We start from the raw sequence: 18,208 nt of genomic DNA, 5'->3' as shown, positions 1-18,208 counted from the left end.
GGTAACAATGTCCGATAGTGTATCTGTGTCCCCATTCTCCCGGCTGGGTATCGTAGTGGGGATGGAGGCGGAAGCATCCCTGATCCGTCCCTTCCTGCCCACGGCCCGTTTCGGGTTGAGTGGGGCCACCCTGTCCGGTGCGCGACAGGCTGTACTGGATCTGGTGGAAGGCGGGGTGGATGCGCTGCTGTCCTTCGGGCTTGCGGCGGGGCTGGATCCCGCGCTCCGGCCCGGGGCGGTGGTCATGCCACGTCATGTCATGGTCAATGGTGAACGTCTGGCTGCTGCTCCCGCCCTGCTGGACTGGTTGGGGGCGGACCGGGCGGATGTCATCAATGGCGATCTGCTGCATAGCGACGTGATTGTTACCGCAGCCACGCGCAAGACGGCCCTGTTCCACCAGACAGGGTGCGTGGCGCTGGATATGGAAAGTGGCGTGGTGGCGGAAATGGCTGCGGCCCGGCAGGTGCCCTTTGCCGTCATGCGTGTCGTGTGTGACCCGGCGGACCGGACCCTGCCGCCTGCCGCGGTTGTGGCGCTGCGGCCGGATGGCAGTCTGGCGGTCGGGGCGCTTGTGCGCAGCATTGTCTGCAACCCGTTCCAGATTCCGGCGCTGATCCGTGTGGGACGGGATGCGGGGCAGGCGCGTGCGGCGGCAAAGGCGGCGCTGGAACGGCGTTTTTCCTGATCCGGGCAGGGGCCGCCATAAGTGCGGGCAGGAATGACCGGACGTGTGGCACGCGGATGTGATATGCGTTGCCATGGCAGGGCAGCCGTGCGCGGGGGGCTGCCTGTCACGGCATGATTGAACTAACCGTTTGATTTACATTTGTTTTTGTCGTGATTCGGGTCAATGTACCCATGCCTGATGGATGCAACATGCGGGATGCAGCCCATTATTTCGCTTCCTTGAAGCCTGCTCCGATGTAGGCAATTGATTCGCATCAATGTCACGAATGGCAGATCAGCGTGACATATTGCCGGTTGTAAAAAACAGGGGGGAGACAGGCATGACACGCGCTGTGCTGGCACTGAACGCAGGATCATCCAGCCTGAAGTTCGCCCTGTTTGCCATTGAGCCGGGGGAAACGGCGGCCTCCCCCAGCCATCGTATTGCATCGGGGGAGCTTGAGGGAATCGGCATCCATCCCCATTTCGTCGCCCATGATGCAGCAGGCCGCGTGCTGGTGGATGAAAAATGGGCCCCCGTCGCCGAGGGAGCGAAAGATGCGGCGCATCATGGCCCCATGGCAACCCTGATGGAATGGGTGGGCAGGCAACTGGGGACCGTGGACCTTATGGCGGTTGGCCATCGCGTGGTGCATGGCGGTCCCGAATTCATTGCCCCCGTGCGGGTCACCCCGGATATTCTGGCCCGGCTTGCGGCCCTGACCCCCTTCGCCCCGCTGCACCAGCCCGGCAGTCTTGCGCCCATCCGCGCGCTGCTGGACCAGCATCCCGACCTGCCGCAGGTCGCGTGTTTCGATACCGGTTTCCACCATACCCTGCCCGCGGTTGCGCAGGCGCAGGCCCTGCCGCGGGATTATGCCGACCGGGGCGTGCGACGGTACGGGTTCCATGGGCTGTCATACGAATACATTGCGTCCGTTCTGCGCGCACGGGCGCCACATCTGGCGCAGGGGCGGACAATTGTCGCGCATATCGGCAGCGGGGGCAGCCTGTGTGCCCTGCAGGCCGGGCGCAGCATTGATACCACCATGGGCTTTTCAGTGCTGGATGGCCTGGTCATGGGGACACGGTGCGGGCATCTGGACCCCGGCGTCATCCTGTACATGCTCAAGGAAGAAGGGCTGGGTGCGGCGGAAATCGAAAATATCCTCTACCATCGCTCCGGGCTGCTGGGGGTGTCGGGCCTGTCGGCGGATATGCGCGACCTGCACGCCCATGCCGGGGTCAGCCCGGAGGTGACGCAGGCGCTTGACCTGTTCGTCTATCGTTTTGCCCAGCAGGCCGGCGGCATGATGGCGGCGCTGCAGGGGCTGGACGGGCTGGTGTTTACCGCGGGCATCGGGGAACATGACGCCCTGATCCGTGCGGCGATCTGCAAACGGCTGGAATGGGCGGGTGTCCGCCTTGATGCGCAGGCCAATGCCGCTCACCATGAAATCATAAGCATGCCGGATAGTGCCGTGGAGGTGCGGGTCATCCCCACCGATGAGGAAACGACAATCCGTCGGCATGTGCTGATGTGTCTGTCCTGAACGCAGGCCGGACAGGGATAGAATGTCTCGGAAGGAACGGAAATGAGTGAAACTGCATCCGCAACACCGCTGTCCGCAGCGGATGTCGCGCTGTTCAACAAGTGGTGGCATGCAGCAAACTATCTGTCGATTGCCCAGATCTACCTGCTGACGAACCCGCTGCTGCGTGAACCGCTGAAGCTGGAACATACCAAGCCCCGGCTGCTGGGTCACTGGGGCACCACGCCGGGCCTGAACTTCCTGTACCTGCACCTCAACCGCATCATCCGTGAACAGGATCGCAGCATCCTGTTCGTTGCTGGGCCGGGCCACGGGGCGCCGGGGGTGGTGGCGAGCACCTATCTGGAAGGCACGTACAGCGAGTATTTCCCCGAAGTATCGCAGGATGCGGACGGTCTGGCGAAGCTGGTCAAGCAGTTCTCCTTCCCCGGTGGCATTCCCAGCCATGCGGCACCCACCACGCCGGGTTCCATCAATGAAGGTGGGGAACTGGGGTATTCGCTGTCCCATGCCTATGGCGCGGCGTTCGATAATCCTGACCTGGTCGTAGCCTGTGTCGTGGGCGATGGCGAAGCCGAAACCGGCCCGATGGCGACATCCTGGCACAGCAACAAGTTCCTGGACCCCAAGACTGATGGCGCGGTCCTGCCGATCCTGCACCTGAACGGCTACAAGATCGCCAATCCGACCGTGCTTGCCCGTATCCCTACCGAGGAACTGCTCAGCCTGTTCCGGGGCTACGGCTATGACCCGATCGAGGTGGCGGGCGATGATCCCGACACCATGCACCAGAAAATGGCCGCGGCGATGGACACGGCCTTTGCGAAGATTGCGGACATCCAGAAAGCCGCGCGCGAGAAGAATGAAACCGCGCGTCCGGCATGGCCCATGATCATCATGCGCACGCCCAAGGGCTGGACCTGCCCCAAGACGGTGGATGGCCTGCGCACGGAAGGGTACTGGCGCGCCCATCAGGTGCCCATTACCGACATGACCAACCCGACCCACCTGAAGCTGCTGGACGAATGGCTGCATAGCTACAGGCCGGAAGAACTGTTTGACGAAAACGGTACCCTGATGCCGGAAATCGCGGCGCTGGCGCCCAAGGGTGACCGTCGCATGAGCGCCAACCCGCATGCCAATGGTGGCCTGCTGCGCCGTGACCTGCGCCTGCCGGATGTGACGGATTATGCCGTGACCGTCTCCTCGCCGGGGCATGAACTTGGCGAAGGTACCCGCGTACTGGGCACGTGGCTGCGTGATGTGATGAAGGCCAACCTGTCTGCCCGCAACTTCCGCGTGCTGGCGCCTGATGAAAACAACTCCAACCGTCTGAACGCGGTGCTGGACGTGACCAACCGCGCATGGAACGCCGAGACCTTCGATTACGACGACCATCTGGCGGTTGATGGCCATGTGATGGAAATCCTGAGCGAGCACACCTGCCAGGGCTGGCTGGAAGGGTACCTGCTGACCGGTCGCCATGGCTTCATGTCATGCTATGAGGCGTTCATCCACATCGTGGATTCGATGGTCAACCAGCATGCCAAGTGGATCAAGCAGGCTGATGAGGTCTCATGGCGCGCGCCGATCGCATCGCTGAACTACCTGCTGACGTCACATGTGTGGCGGCAGGATCATAACGGGTTCAGCCATCAGGACCCCGGTTTCATCGACCATGTGCTGAACAAGAAGGCGAAGACGGTGCGGGTGTTCCTGCCGCCTGATGCCAACACCCTGCTGTGCGTGGCCAAATCATGCCTTGAAAGCCGTGACCGTGTGAACGTGATCGTGGCCGGCAAGCAGCCCGAGCCGCAGTGGCTGGACATGGATTCCGCCATTGCGCATTGCGCCAAGGGCATCGGGATCTGGGAATGGGCCAGCAATGACAAGGGCGGTGAACCCGACGTGGTCATGGCCTGTGCCGGTGACGTGCCGACAATCGAAACGCTGGCAGCCGTACAGTTGCTGAATAAACACCTGCCGGACCTGAAGATCCGTGTGATCAATGTGGTTGATCTGCTGACCCTTGAATCGAAGTCCCAGCACCCGGATGGTCTGGATGATTTCGTGTTCGACAGCCTGTTCACCACCGACAAGCCGGTGATCTTTGCGTTCCATGGCTATCCCGCGCTGATTCACAAGCTGATCTACAAGCGGACCAACTGCCGCAACTTCCATGTGCATGGTTATCGGGAAGAAGGGTCCACCACCACGCCGTTCGATATGACTGTGCGGAACAACCTGGATCGTTTCCATCTGGTGCAGAACGTTATACGGCATGTGCCGGGGCTGGCGGCCAAGGCGGCGTATGCCAACCAGGCCATCAGTGACAAGCTGGTTGAGCACACGCGTTACGTGGCTGAATATGGTCAGGATCTGCCGGAAATCCGTAACTGGCGCTGGTCATAAGGCGTCAGGTTCCTCAGGGTTCCGGAAAGGGGAGGGCAGTAGTGCCCTCCCTTTTTTTATACTGGCGTCGGGATAACCTGGCATGCCGTCTTTTTTCCGGAAGGAGGCGGTTTCCAAAGTTTTTTGAGAAAAGATTCACCAAAAACGTCTTCATGATTTGATGTATATTTCATGCACAGGTGCATGAGGCAGTATTCATGAATAAAAACGGCATGAAGGAGACGTTTTTATCTGTACGAACGTAATCAGTTGGGCCAGTCGTCAGGAGCAGGAGCAGGAGCAGGAGCAGGAGCAGGAGCAGGAGCAGGAGCAGGAGCAGGAGCAGGGCTCGACTGCTGCCCCTCTGGAGCTGCTGGCGGTTGTGTCGCTGCGGAGGTTGGGGTGTGTGCAGGAGCCGAGGTTGAAGATGATGTGATGCCCGCAGGTGGGGATGCGGTCGCGGCAAGGAACTGGGCGAAGCTGTCCTGAATCCTTTGCGCTGCTGCCGGATCGGACAGCAGGGCATTGGGATCGGACGAGTCCACGACAATGACCCGGTCGCCTTCCAGCGGAGAAGGGATGTGGTTCGCCCCCAGCAATGCCCGCACGGCGCGGGCTTTCTGCGGATCATCCTGTTGCGTGATCAGGTCCAGCTGACGGTCCAGCAGGCCGTGACGGTCAATGAAGCTGTTGACGCGCGCGGGAATGCGGATGCACCCCTCGGAATCCGCCTGTCCCAGTCGTGATTCAAGGAAGGTAGGATCGGTTGCATGCATTTCCAGCCGCACGACCGCCACGGCTCCCTTACGGCGCCAGTCTTCTGTCGTCTGCCAGCCGAAATCCCATACACGCATGCCTTTTTCGCCGTTGCCGCGAATGCCATGCTCGTTTTTCGTTCCCTGGGCGCGATAACCGTAAATCTGCCCATCATTGAAGAATATGCCGGCGGGCGTGCGGAAATGCTCTTTCCGGCCCGGCCTGCCCGTGCTGACGGATACCATGCCAAGCGGTACAAGCCGGTGCGCGGCCGGGTCCGTCAGTACGATCCACATCAGCTGAACGGCGGGCGCGCGGTCCACAATCAGGACGATTTCCTCATCCTGCGGCCATTCGGCGGTATGATCGAGTATATCTGTCGCCAGCGTCATGGCGCGCTGGGTCTGGCGTGGGCGGGGATGGGTCGCCTGCGTGCCCAGTTCCTGCTGTATGTCATGCTGTAGCATGATTGCGGTATCAGGCAGGGCGGTGGCATGGGCCTGCATGGCTGCATCTGTCATGAATACGGTGATCAGGGGCAGGGCACGGAACCAGATCAGGCGTAGTGGAAGCGTCATGCAGGCGGCGTACCTTGGGCAAGAAAAGACAAGCGCATTCTTATACCGTATTTAGGTCTGCCTGCGCAGGGTGGCGGCAGGCCGCCCACGGCATGGCCTCCCTGCATGAACCGCCCCGGGTGCGGTGAAGGATAAACCGTCTGGAGGAATGGAACCGGGGGTTCGCTAAGTGTAAACCGAAATCCCCCTTTCCTCTTTGTGGCATATCGGGTTTCCCGTCATGGTCCATATGCGCGGGATAAGGGCCGTAATGGTCAGTTGCTGGCAACAAGTTCCACGGCAGCCAGGGAACAGGTTGCGTCATATGACGTAGGGGAAGGCTGGGCGAGATAGGCCAGCCGTTTTGCTTCCGTGCGGGCCAGATAGACCACGTCCAGGATCAGCCCGCAGGTAAACGACAGGGCTGACAGGATGATAAAACCTGTTGCCAGGAGTGCAGTGGGAAGACGTGGAACAAGCCCCGTATGAAGCCAGCCAATAATGACTGGCATGCCGGCCATAAGGGAAAGACATAACAGGACCACCGCGACAGTGGAAAAAAACACCAGAGGCCGTTCGAGCTTTATGAGGTTGAAAATCAGGGCCATGATCCTGAACCCGTCTTTCCATGTGTTTAGCTTGGATTGTGATCCTGTCGGCCGTTCGAAATAGCGTGTCCGGATTTCCCCGATCGGCATGCGGAGATCGAGGGCATGAATGGAAAATTCCGTCTCGGTTTCAAACCCGCTTGAGAGAGCGGGAAAGGATTTGACGAAACGGCGTGAGAATACCCTGTAGCCGGACAGGATATCCGATATCCTTTTTCCGAATACGGATCTTACAAGCAGGGTAAATATCTTGTTGCCCAGAACATGTCCGGGCCGGTAGGCCGTCGTGGCGGTACTGACGCGTGCGCCATTGACCATATCGAGGCCATTGCTGGATGCCAGCGCAAGCATTTCCGGTGCTGCAGAGGCATCATAAGTCGCATCCCCATCCACCAGAATATAGAAATCAGCGTCAATATCCGCAAACATGCGACGGACGACATTTCCTTTGCCCGGCATGCTTTCCCGGCGCACGATGGCGCCGGCATCCAGTGCCCTTCGGACGGTATTATCGGTTGAATTGTTGTCATATACATAGACAACGGCATCCGGCAGATATTTCCTGAAATCGGATACAACCTGAAATACGGTTGTTTCTTCATTGTAGCAGGGGATAAGAACCACGACAGACAGGGTATTCTTATTTTTTCTTGAAATAAAATCCGTCATGACAATCCAGACATTAACAGAGAAATGCTTTAGTAAAAGAGCGTAAGGCCCACTATCGTGAAATAAACATGGTAAGATCAACTGTGGACCTGATATAGCCGAACGGATTGATAAAAAAAATACCATGAATTTAATTCATGTTAAATTTCCATTACGTGAAGATAAAATCAAATAATAAACATATTAATTATATACCAAACGTAATTCCATAAGTTAAAAATTTTATTTTTGGATATATCAACGTGTGCATTCTGGATATTTTACTATGTGGAAATATAAACCATTACGGTATGGAGCGCAGGTTTCGCCATGAAGCTGTGTTTTTTGTGATGGATAATTCACACAGACCAGGTAAAAAATTGTGGGCAGAGGCATAGTGAACTGCTCTCACTGCAATATCCGTAACGCCGGGAACTCCATCGTAAGGTGAACTGAAGTCCCAATCCGGGGGATTGAAGGTGGAAAATCCCATAGGGGTCGGGATCTGTGCCAGCTCTGAATACAGCATGGCAAAACTATTGCCATGATAAAGGTCGTATCCACTATCCGGGACGGCAGGCGGTGTGTCTGCTACCACGAATGCCTTACATTGGGCGGGTTTATCTGGAACGCTGTCATAAAGCGCCTGCTCCCTGTTCAGGGAGAGGCCCAGAACAGGAGAGAAATTCACCTGTTCACAGACAACAATGAGCAGAAGGACGGTTGTCAGCACATATTGTCTGCGTTGCAGAAGGAAATCGCAGGCAAGTGAAAGTGCAATACATAACGGGAGGGTTTCATACAGGAAAAACCGACTGACGACCCGCAATCCTTTTGCGCCCGGCACAAGATGGAAGACCAGTTGCCACAGTGAAAGTGGCCCGAGCTTGAAACAGAGCAGCAGGATGATAATATTCGTAACCGAAAATATCAGCCATATTGTTCTACTGTAACGTGCTGTTCCATATCGTGTGCCTGCCCAGGCACCCCAGAAGGCCAAGGCAAGGGTAACAGGCGGAAATCCGACCAGAAGTTCACTGAAATGATAAGGCGTGCGCAGTACAAGGTCTCTGCCCACTCCCCATTGCCCAAGCTGGTTGAGAACGGAAATGGCAAATATGACCCCTCCGTTCCAATGTCCTATGTGAAGTAAATCATAAGGATGTGGCAGATAGGCATAGGTTTCTTCCCATGAGTGCATGCCGGTTTCGCGGGCTTTGCTTAGGTATACGTAAAGGAACGGAACCATTAATGTAATAAAAGAAGATAAAAGAATGAAATAATATGGGTACAAATTGATTTCTGCATTGAATACAGATTTTATGTTTCCTCGAATGCATGAAATCGTGGAAACCGTCGCTAAAAGTATGCAAATGGAAAATACAAAGAACCACAGGATGTAATAACCTGTCATGAAACATGCAGCACATAATGCACTACAGCACAAAGCATAGAGATAAGAACGTTTTCGATTTCCAGAAATATAATTTTCACGTGATATGTAGAAAAGAATGATCAATGCTGGTATGAAGTATATCATTAATATCTGGATATGATGCGCAGAATTTATCCATATATTATTTGATGTTACAAATATAAATGAACCAAATATTGATGAAATAAATTGAAACCTGAATACGGTGCGACACATGATATAAAAAAGACAGAAACCGATAACATGAAGAAAAATACCGGTCACATCATTGGAAATGAATGGACTTTTTGTAAAAAATTGACTTATGCTGTATAAAATACCAAATAAAAAGTATCCATCATTATATCCAAGAGTTTTCAGATATGGGAAGAAGTATTGAGTGGAGCTCCATGTTTCACCATTGAAGAAAACATTTTTCCAATGGTGTAATATGGAAATTTCTATAACCGTATCGTAATCATCTCCAAACAGAACAGAGAACTGGTTTATGATTTGATATCGGTAGCAGATGATCAGTGACGTGAGTATGGCGACGACCAGAAAGGTTAGTTTCTGGAGTGCATGCCTCTGGATAAATCTACTCACGTTTCTCTCCATATTGCTTTTTTATCTTTCGATGTGCATCGCAAAATTACAGACTCTTGGCAATCAAATATCTGAATTGAGAGTAAAAGGATTTCTTGATTAATTTATTATATTTTCGATAAAATATTATATTATTTATTCATTATAAATAACAAAAGAATGTTCTGGGTGGTGATATTCATTGCGGTTTCTGGCTGTATATTTTTTGGAAATCCATTGATTTTTGCACAGAATTCGGAATTGGAAGGTGAATACCACAGCAGGATGGATAAGTGACCAGAATGACGTGGAAGATGAAACGCTACTGACCTGATTGATGAAAAACAGAAGCGTAGAGCAGCACCTTTTGTCCTGATGCACCGCCATAATCGGAAATGGACAGCCGTTTTTGTAAGATGATCAATACCCGCAGCATCCTGTTTGCTCAGGCGGTGGTTGGAAGATACTGCTGGTTCATTCTGAGCGATGAGAGGCAACCGGCTACTGTGTCCGCAGTCTGATATATTGTTTCCGGTTCCAGATCAGTTATGAAACTGCAGGACGTGAAACTAACCTGTCTGATGGTGCCAGTGACAGGTTGGGATCAGGGCATCGGCATCCCACGCAAAAGCCCCGAAGATCACTAATCATACGTGCCAGATTGTGCTTGATCTGTTCACTTTGCCCCTTGGCTTTTGCCGCGGATGCCAGATGTCTGCTTCCCTTGAGACGAGCAGGAACGCGATAACGAAAATAGTAATCAGATTGTTTTTGAATAAGCTCTCCTCTACTCCCCATACGAGGGCTCCGGTGGAGCAGGGTGTGTAGCAAATCCAGACCTGATTGCAGGAATTTATAAAGTATAAATTAAATCAATGTGTTGCGTGGTGCGAGCTGCGGGACTCGAACCCGCACGCCCTGTTGCGGGCGCAAGATTTTAAGTCTCGTGCGTCTACCATTCCGCCAAGCTCGCATGTGCTGACCTGTTTAGCATATGCGTGACACAGGACAATCATCCGGCATGATTTTATTGAATTAAGTGAACATATCCCTTTCTGCGGATCGCAACGGTCTGCTGCTCCCTATAAAGGGCTGAAGCCTGTCATTCTGGCAGTGCACGACAAAAGTCATGCCAGCAGGTCACATTGCGCCTGTCCGGGATGCTATGGGCATCTGTTCTTTCCCGTATCTCTGCGTTACTTCGCAAAGACATCTGACGTTTTACATAAAACTGAAGGTAACAGGTTTGAGACCCGTTTCCCTGCCCCTGTCGCGGATAAAACAGACAGACGCAGGGCCGGGGGCATGCCCAGCCGGCCACACGTTATATGGGCCAGCTGGCAGAAAGGTTTTACTGCTGGAAAGCGCGTGCCAGAATATTCTGTTTTTCCAGCGAGACAGGCAGGGTGGTGTTGGTCAGGGCAATACCCTGCCAGCCCGCGCCAAGTGCCGTGTAAAGGTTGATGGCGTCCTGCAGGCGTTCCAGCCGTGCCATGGCCTCCGCATTCTGGGCGTTCAGGGTCGTGCGTTCGGTTGTCAGTACTTCCAGGAAGCCGACCAGACCGGCAGCATACAGCTTGCGTGCACGCTCGCTGGCCAATGCGCTGTCTTCCGCAGCCTTGGCCAGCAGTTCGGTGTGTTCTTCATCATCATGCCATGCGGCCATCGCGTCCTCGACTTCCTTGAAGCCATTCAGGACGGACTGACGATAGGCCAGTCGGCTGGCTTCGGCCGCAGCCTGCGCCATGCGGATCTGGGAGGTATATTTGCCGCCATGCATCAGCGGCAGCGAGGCCATCATCAGGAACTGCCAGCTCATGCCCCCCATCTGGAACACCTGATACAGGGCCGATGCATTGGGGTTGAAGTTCAGCGGAATGGTGAAGTTCGGATAAAGCTGGGCAACGGCCACGCCAATGCGTGCCGTGGCTTCGGCATAGGTACGTTCGGCCTTGCGGATGTCAGGACGGTTGGCAATGACCATGGACGGCAGGGTGGACGGGAATTCCGGCACCGGCGGCAGCGGCCTGGCCACCTTCAGTTCCAGTTCCGATGTGCCGGGCATCTGCCCCATCAGCACGTCAATCGCATGCGTGATCTGGGAGATATGGGTTTTCAGCGGTTCACGCGCCGCCGTCTGCGAATCCAGCTCCGCCTTGGCCTGTGCGATCTGCATGGTGTTACCCACGCCTTCCAGGTACAGGCGGTTGGTCAGGTCATAGGCATCCTGCGCCACATGGATGTTGTTGTTGGCGATTTCCAGCCGCAGCTGCTGGTCACGCAGCATCATGTAGTCACCGGCCAGTTCGGACAGCATCATGACCATGACGGCGCGACGGTCCTCGATCGATTCCTCGACCGCGCGATTTTCAGCTTCCACGCTGCGGCGGATGCGACCGAACACGTCAATCTGCCAGCTGGCGCTGAACCCGTAGCCCAGGTACGATGCCTGCGGATGGTTGACCGGATTGCCGGGCCGCAGCGGCCAATTGTCGATATTGATCGAATACCGCACATCACCAGCGGATGCCTGCGTATCGACCTGCGGATACCACTGCGATGCCTGCACGTCGCGGATCGCGCGTTCGGCCATGATCCGCTGGCCCGCGACCTGCAGGTTGTAGTTCCCCGCGATCGCCTTATCCACCAGCTTGTCGAGTTCCGGATCCTTGAAGAGGTGCCACCACTCCTTCAGTTCCTTGTTGGTCTCCTCGATCTCTTCCTTGGTGGCGGCGTGGTCGTCCTCGGTAAACTTGGCCGGGGGTTTCATCCGGTCGGGCTGGTAGCGGGGGCCTACCGTGCAACCGGCCAGGAAAATGGCCGATGTCAGGAACAGGCCGGTCCGGCGGGTAACTGCGTTGATGTTCATGATCGTGCCCGGCGCCTTACAGGTGGTCTTGCAGCCATGTCGTCAGACGGCCGCGTTGGGTACGGGACTGGGGACCGACGCTGATCGTGGCGGTCATGCCGGCCGCCAGTGTCACGCTGTCAGGCACATGGTCCAGGTGGATACGGACCGGGATACGCTGCGCCAGTCGGACCCATGTGAAGATCGGGCTGACATCCTGCAGGCCCAGCCCGTCGGGCCTGCCATTCTGGTCGTTGATACCGCGGGCGATACTGACGACATGGCCGGGCAGGATGTCCTTGTAGCCCATCAGCTTGACACGTGCCTCGTCCCCTACGTGCACGCCCCACATCTTCGTTTCCTCGAAGTAGCCGTTGACCCAGTAGGAATCGGCATCGATCACGGCCAGTCGCGCATGACCTTCGGTGACATAGTCGCCCACCCGCAGGTTCAGGTTGGTGATGTTGCCGTTGACCGGGGAATACAGGATGGAGCGCTGCAGGTTCAGCTTGGCCAGATCCAGGGCCGCGCGCGCCGCGTCAACCGACGCGATCTGCGTTGCCACGTTCGAGTTGAAGACTTCCTGTTCTTCCGCCGATACGATGCCACCCAGTCCCATACGGCGGCGTGCGTCATTCTGCTTGAGCTTCAGGTCCTCCAGCGCGCCGTCCAGACGGGCCTGTGCCTCGCGGATGGCCAGGCGGAAACGTACGGGGTCAAGCACGAACAGGGGGTCGCCCCGGTGCACGAACTGGTTGTCGACCACGGGCAGCTGCACCACCGTTCCCGATACTTCCGGCGCCACGTCCACGACATAGACGCGGACACGTCCGTCACGTGTCCAGGGGGCGATCATGTAGGTGTCCCACAAGGTGACGCCCATGACGGCGGCCATCATCACGACAGCCAGAGTCAGGACCACACGGATCAGGGTGCGAAGGAGTGGCATGGGGATTTCTCGAACCTTCTTGGGACAGTCAGATGTACAGGATCATCAGGCAGAGGACGCAAGTGTATAGCGCAACCTCAAACAGGGCGAGATGCCAGAACCATTTCATTATGCCGCACCACCATAACAGTGATCGCAGCAGCATGGTGACGGGCAGCGCGGCGACGGCATAGACGACAATCGGTGCCATGAAGACACCGAAGAGGTTGAATTCGCTCAGCATCAGGCGGTTCTCATTCCGAACGGTCCCGTTGAAGGAGAAGCAGGCGCGGGCAGGCCATCCCTGTCCGCCGCTATCTGTAGCCGACCAGACGCATGGAAGAAACCGGCAAAGGGAACAAACCGCACGGATGTCGCATCCCCAGCCGGGGACGTCTGCCATGCGGCGTGCGGCATCGGGGAAGGGCGGGGGGAAAGAAGGATCATGCCTGTTCCCCGGCTGGCGTGCTGGCACGCTGGCACAGGTTGGCTTCGATCCGTTCAAAGACGGAATAGCATGCCTGCAGCTCCGGCGTGGAGATGCCCTGCAGCAGGCGGCTGGATACGGCCTCGACCGCATGGCGGACCTGACGGGCGGTGCGTTCGCCCTTTTCTGTCAGGCTGACCAGTTTGGACCGTTTGTCTTCGCTGTCGGGGGAACGGAACACCAGGTCGCGGCGTTCCAATACATCAAGCAGGCGCGCAACGGACGGAGCTTCGATTTCGAGGGCGCGGACAAGGTCGGTCTGGCGCACTGGCGGGGGCAGCAGGCCAAGGTACAGCACCGGCCGCCATGTCGCTTCCGTCAGGCCGTATTCGTGCAGGTCACGATCGACCTGCCGACGCCACGCGGCGCCAAGCCGGGCGAGACGGCGACCGAACGACAGTTCCTTCTCGTTGCGCTCCAAATCGGACATTCTGTTCCGCCAGCATGGACATACAGTTATTAAGCATACAAACCATTTGCGTGCTTAGTATCTTCGTAAGCTGCACGTTTCCAGAAAACGACAATGTGAGCCAATGCAATTTCAGCATGGATACTATCTGGCAATGACGTAGATCATTGCCAGATAGTTCGGGCCGGTGGCCCGGGCGGGTTATTTCCCGCGGCCTGTCATGGCCCTGAACAGGTTCCACACCGCCCGGCCGGTATGGCGGGTCAGCGGACCTGCAACCGTGGTGGCCACGGCGGACAGGGCAACGGTCTGCCGCAGTTCGTTCAGGGCGTGTTCACGTGCGAATCGCACGCGGATCTCTTCCGGTGTCATGTAGGAGCGTCGGCCCATGACCAGCCCCATGATGACCACCACAAGGTCCGCACCGAATACGGTGGCGGCCGAACCAAGGGCGCTGAAGCCCAGTGTCTGGTAACAGAAGGCCCACAGCAGCCCATGGCCCGAAATAACCGCAAAGAAGGCAAAGATGGCTGCCACAACCAGGAATGCGGCCTGACGACCAAGACGGATCGCCATCAGCTTGCGTAGGGTCAGTTCCCCTTCAATGATGGTTTTGCCGATTTCGCCTATTCTCATGATGCTCGCGTATCCTCTGGTTGCAGCAGGCTAGAAAGCCTTATTTCGTTGCGCGGCCAAGAAAATAGCCGATCACCGAGAAAATGGCGATAGCAACAAGCGAACGAGCGCGTGAACCGCTCTTCTTGGGTGCGTGTTCCGCAAGGTTTTCACGCGCCTGGCCCGCCAGCTGCTCGGCCTTGCTGGCAACATCGTGCAGGGCCTGTTTGCCGTGCGTGTGCAGCAGCTTTTCGATGTGACCCTTCAGGGCCTGCAGGTCTTCTTGCGTGACGTGCTTGATTGTTTCTGTCTTGCTCATGATCGTTTCCTTTGGGACGAATGAAGTCAATAACCCTCTGGTAAGGAGGCAACCATTGCTTATAACGCGTTATCTCCCCAGTCAGGTTTCTGTTATCGCATGTCTCCTTTCTCCATACGGCTGGTTGTCAACGCGCTCCGGGCCTTTTCCGGTGCGCCGGACCTGTCTTTTTCCGCAATGGCGGGTACGTGCCTGGCGGTTGTGAACGACCGGGCCGACTGCCTGCGGGTGCTGGCGGACATGCTGGCGGGTCACGCCCCCACCTTCGGGGGACAGGTCACGGTTGACGGTGTGGACGTGACCGCCGCGCCACCGGGGCAGCGGTCCTGTGCGCTGGTGGGCTGGCGTGACCCGCTGTTTGCCCACATGACGGTTCAGGCCAATCTGGCCTTTGCGCTGCGGGCGCGTGGCGAGGGGCCGCACGCCGTGGCGGCACGCGTGCGCGCGGCGCTTGCCCTGCTGGGGCTGGACGGGCTGGAACAGGCCCGCCCCGACACGCTTTCGCCCGAGCAGGCACTGCGTGTCATGATCGGGCGGGCGCTGGTGTTCGAACCGCCCGTGCTGGTGCTGGAGGACCCGTTCACGCCCCTGCCGCCTGCGGCCCGCGTGGCCATGCGGCGGCTGGTTGGTCGACTGGTGCGCGCGCGTGGCCTGTGCGTGCTGCTGCTGACGCGTGAGCGTGAGGACGCGCTGCTGCTTGGTGACATGATCGGCTACATGGACGGCATGGAGATCGTGCAGCTTGGCACGGCGCTGGACCTGTTCGACCGTCCGGCGTGCGACCGGGTGGCCACCGGCTTTGGCCATGCCAACAGCCTGACGGTGCGGGTGGCCGGTGTCGAGGACGATGTGGCCGTGGCGCACCTGCCCGGTGGCCTGCCGGTCGAGGCCATGGCCGCCACGGGGGTGGAGGCGGACCAGCTGGCCACGCTATGCATCCGGCCGGACCGGATCGCGGTCATGTTTCCCTCGCGGCCCGGCATGGTGGGGGGCGCCGATCCCGACGGGCCGCCCGTGCTGGAGGCGACCCTGACGGACATGCGCCAGATGGGCGATCACGTGCTGCTGCGATTCCGTCTGGCGAATGGGGAGGAACTGCTGGCGCGCCGTCCGCCCACCGCGGCCCTGCAGCGGGTGACGGCGGGGCAGGTGGCCATACTGGCCTGGCAGCCGGGGCAGGCAATTGCCTTTCCGTTCCGGGGTGAAATGGGGTAGCGTCCGGCATCCTTTGCCCATGCCTGAAAGGACTGTTTCCTGTCCGTGTTCCAGTTTGCGTTCCGTCCCCGTGTCCGTGCCGCCCTGTCCTGCCTGCTGGCGGCCGCGTCCGTCCCCGCCGTGCTGCCTGCCCCGGCGGGTGCGGCGGTTCCCGTGCGGCACAGGGCCGCGCTTGTGGTGGCCAGTACGGAGTCGCAGCTTGGACAGGCGCAGGATGCGGCCTTTCTGCAGCCGTTTGCGCGCAGCGCCCGGCAGCCGGTGGTGCGCAAGGCATGGAACGGGTCGCTGGTGGACCTCGACGCGCACGGCCTTCATGCGGGACGCGCGGGCACATGGTCGCTGGTCTTTGCCGAGGACAGCACCATACGCGCCGCCTGCGTGGGGGAACTGGTCATCCATCTGGCCGGTAGCGCCACCAACCCCGATGGGTGTGGCGTGCCGGGGCTGACCGCGCAGGTGGTGGTGGCATGGGACCAGACACGGCACAGGTCCGCGCCACGCTGGGCCGATTTCTGGGATATCGTACGCTTTCCCGGCAAGCGTGGCCTGCGTCGCGACCCGCGCACCACGCTGGAAATCGCGCTCATGGCCGATGGCGTGGCACCGGGCGATGTCTATAACCAGCTGGCTACCCCGCAGGGTGTGGACCGGGCCTTTCGCAAGCTGAGCCAGCTTCGCCCCTATATCACGTGGTGGTCCACCCCGACGGACGCCACCAGTATCCTCGAACGCGGGCAGGTGTTGATGAGCAGCGCACCCGACGATGCGGTGCACAACATTTCCGTGCGACACAGGAACACGATCGGCATCAATACCGACATGGCGCTGTCCTATGGCCTGTCATGGGGCGTGGTGGCGGGGCAGTCGGCCTTCCGGCTGGGGCAGGCGCGCAACCTGCTGCATTTTATTGTCCAGCCCGCGCAGCAGGCCGCGTTCCGTGTCCGCTATCCCGCCGCCACACCACCTGATACGGCGCACCCGCCCGTGGCGCTGCCGGTGGATGTGCAGTTCTGGCAGGTACATTATCCCGCGCTGTCACAGCGCTTTGATACATGGTTGCGGGATGCGGGCTGATGCTGCCTGACCTTGGTATCCGACCGGCTGGTCTGCTGGGGGTGGACGGGGCCTGTATCGCGCTGGGGCTTGCGGTGGCGTGCGGGCTGGTGGTGGCGGTGCATGTCGTGCTGTACCGCGCGTGGCCGGCATGGTGCGTGCTGCTGCGGGGCATGATGCTGTCCCTTGTGCTGCCGGGGCTGGGTCTTGCGGTCTGGTGGCCGTGGCTTGCGCATGGCAGCAGCATGGCGGGATGTGTCATGCAGGGGCTGTGTCTCGCCCCCGCCGCGATGTGGCCGCTGCTGCGGGTGCTGGACCGGATTCCGCCGGGCCTGTCGCGTACGGCCAGCGGGCTCGGGGCGGATGCGAAAATGCGGCTCCGGCTGCTTTGGCTGCCGCTGCTGGGTCTGCCGGTGGCGGGGGTGGTGACATTTTCCCTCGGCATGATCGTGCTGTGCGCAATGGCAGCGGTGGGCGGCCAGTAAGGTTTTATGGATATGATACGGCAGGACCACGACCATGACAGATGATACCCCGCCATTCTGGGAAACGACGCCTCTTGACCAGATGTCTTCTGCGCAGTGGGAGTCGCTGTGTGACGGGTGCGGGCGGTGCTGCCTGCACAAACTGCGCGAGGACGAGACGGACGAAGTCCTGTTTACCGATGTCGCCTGCCGCCTGCTGGACACCACATCATGCCTGTGTACCGATTATGAACATCGGCAGCGCCGGGTGCAGGACTGTATCAGCCTGACGCCCGAAATGCTGGCGGATATCGACTGGCTGCCGCCCACCTGCGGATACGTGCTGGTGCGTGACGGGGAACCGCTGCCATGGTGGCACCCGCTGGTGTCCGGCACCCGTGATACGGTGCATGAGGCAGGTGTGTCCGTAAGTGGCCGGGTAATCAGTGAACGCAGGGCGGGCATGCTGGAAGACCATGTGGTTGACTGGCCGGGCGAAGCCCCACGGGACGCATTCTGCCGCACGCGTCCGCCCCGCCGCTGATAAGAGTAGTAAAAGTTTCTGGGTACCCCCTTTTTGGAAAAGGGCGACGTTCTCTGAAGCTTCGTGAAAAAAGCTTCACCATAAACTTCCTTATGAATTGAGCAGGGTGTTTCGTGGGTGGACTTCTGAAACAGTCTTTAACGGC

16 protein-coding genes and 1 tRNA gene are annotated in these 18,208 nt (G+C 58.2%); 7 read left to right on the top strand and 10 right to left on the bottom strand.

Annotation, left to right across the window (positions count from 1 at the left end; translation table 11 throughout):
• Positions 1-7 precede the first annotated feature (7 nt).
• The 3 genes from CFR80_RS03855 (at position 8) to CFR80_RS03845 (ending at position 4,634) form a co-directional block, all read left to right on the top strand.
• Positions 8-688 carry a phosphorylase family protein gene (locus CFR80_RS03855; RefSeq protein WP_029329355.1) on the top strand — a complete coding sequence of 227 codons (681 nt, stop codon included), beginning with the start codon at positions 8-10 and terminating at the stop codon, positions 686-688.
• A 322-nt stretch (positions 689-1,010) separates the two neighbouring features.
• Complete coding sequence (locus CFR80_RS03850) at positions 1,011-2,222, top strand: acetate/propionate family kinase (RefSeq protein ID WP_010513729.1); 1,212 nt, start codon at positions 1,011-1,013, stop codon at positions 2,220-2,222.
• Between the two features lie 42 nt (positions 2,223-2,264).
• Complete coding sequence (locus CFR80_RS03845; RefSeq protein WP_110507105.1) at positions 2,265-4,634, top strand: phosphoketolase family protein; 2,370 nt, start codon at positions 2,265-2,267, stop codon at positions 4,632-4,634.
• Positions 4,635-4,879: 245 nt separating this feature from the next.
• Here CFR80_RS03845 and CFR80_RS03840 read toward each other — a convergent pair whose 3' ends face one another.
• The 10 genes from CFR80_RS03840 to CFR80_RS03795 form a co-directional block, all read right to left on the bottom strand.
• Positions 4,880-5,947, bottom strand: a complete 1,068-nt coding sequence (locus CFR80_RS03840) for a L,D-transpeptidase (RefSeq protein WP_181418158.1) — start codon at positions 5,945-5,947, stop codon at positions 4,880-4,882.
• 254 nt (positions 5,948-6,201) lie between these two features.
• On the bottom strand, positions 6,202-7,203 hold the full coding sequence (locus CFR80_RS03835) for a glycosyltransferase family 2 protein (protein ID WP_110507104.1): 1,002 nt from the start codon (positions 7,201-7,203) through the stop codon (positions 6,202-6,204).
• Positions 7,204-7,486: 283 nt separating this feature from the next.
• Entirely contained in the window at positions 7,487-9,202 is a 1,716-nt protein-coding gene (locus CFR80_RS18865) for a hypothetical protein (RefSeq protein WP_146221610.1), read from the bottom strand.
• Between the two features lie 864 nt (positions 9,203-10,066).
• Positions 10,067-10,154, bottom strand: a tRNA-Leu gene (locus CFR80_RS03825).
• 378 nt (positions 10,155-10,532) lie between these two features.
• Positions 10,533-12,050 carry an efflux transporter outer membrane subunit gene (locus tag CFR80_RS03820; RefSeq protein WP_010515677.1) on the bottom strand — a complete coding sequence of 506 codons (1,518 nt, stop codon included), beginning with the start codon at positions 12,048-12,050 and terminating at the stop codon, positions 10,533-10,535.
• Between the two features lie 16 nt (positions 12,051-12,066).
• Positions 12,067-12,978, bottom strand: a complete 912-nt coding sequence (locus tag CFR80_RS03815) for an HlyD family efflux transporter periplasmic adaptor subunit (RefSeq protein WP_010515679.1) — start codon at positions 12,976-12,978, stop codon at positions 12,067-12,069.
• Between the two features lie 28 nt (positions 12,979-13,006).
• Positions 13,007-13,201 carry a DUF1656 domain-containing protein gene (locus CFR80_RS03810; protein ID WP_010510087.1) on the bottom strand — a complete coding sequence of 65 codons (195 nt, stop codon included), beginning with the start codon at positions 13,199-13,201 and terminating at the stop codon, positions 13,007-13,009.
• A gap of 199 nt (positions 13,202-13,400) precedes the next feature.
• Complete coding sequence (locus CFR80_RS03805; protein WP_010515680.1) at positions 13,401-13,874, bottom strand: MarR family winged helix-turn-helix transcriptional regulator; 474 nt, start codon at positions 13,872-13,874, stop codon at positions 13,401-13,403.
• 180 nt (positions 13,875-14,054) lie between these two features.
• Positions 14,055-14,489, bottom strand: a complete 435-nt coding sequence (locus CFR80_RS03800) for a hypothetical protein (RefSeq protein WP_010515681.1) — start codon at positions 14,487-14,489, stop codon at positions 14,055-14,057.
• 40 nt (positions 14,490-14,529) lie between these two features.
• Positions 14,530-14,787: a hypothetical protein gene (locus CFR80_RS03795; protein ID WP_010515682.1), complete on the bottom strand. Its 258-nt coding sequence runs from the start codon at positions 14,785-14,787 to the stop codon at positions 14,530-14,532.
• Positions 14,788-14,886: 99 nt separating this feature from the next.
• Between CFR80_RS03795 and CFR80_RS03790 the strand changes: the two genes are divergently transcribed.
• Genes CFR80_RS03790 through CFR80_RS03775 form a run of 4 tightly spaced genes read left to right on the top strand, consistent with a single transcriptional unit; the run spans position 14,887 to position 18,063 of the window.
• Positions 14,887-16,002, top strand: a complete 1,116-nt coding sequence (locus tag CFR80_RS03790; protein ID WP_010515683.1) for an ABC transporter ATP-binding protein — start codon at positions 14,887-14,889, stop codon at positions 16,000-16,002.
• A 45-nt stretch (positions 16,003-16,047) separates the two neighbouring features.
• On the top strand, positions 16,048-17,076 hold the full coding sequence (locus tag CFR80_RS03785) for an extracellular solute-binding protein (protein WP_010515684.1): 1,029 nt from the start codon (positions 16,048-16,050) through the stop codon (positions 17,074-17,076).
• A complete protein-coding gene (locus CFR80_RS03780; RefSeq protein WP_010515685.1) occupies positions 17,076-17,540 on the top strand; it encodes a hypothetical protein in 465 nt (154 codons plus the stop codon). Before CFR80_RS03785 ends, CFR80_RS03780 begins: the two co-directional genes overlap by 1 nt.
• Before the next feature lie 34 nt (positions 17,541-17,574).
• A complete protein-coding gene (locus CFR80_RS03775) occupies positions 17,575-18,063 on the top strand; it encodes a YcgN family cysteine cluster protein (protein WP_010515686.1) in 489 nt (162 codons plus the stop codon).
• Positions 18,064-18,208: the final 145 nt, after the last annotated feature.

This window comes from Komagataeibacter oboediens (assembly GCF_003207815.1).
In the GTDB taxonomy this organism is placed as follows: Bacteria; Pseudomonadota; Alphaproteobacteria; order Acetobacterales; family Acetobacteraceae; genus Komagataeibacter; species Komagataeibacter oboediens.
The sequence above is the reverse complement of the archived record's forward strand: the minus strand, read 5'-3'. Positions and strand labels throughout refer to the sequence as shown.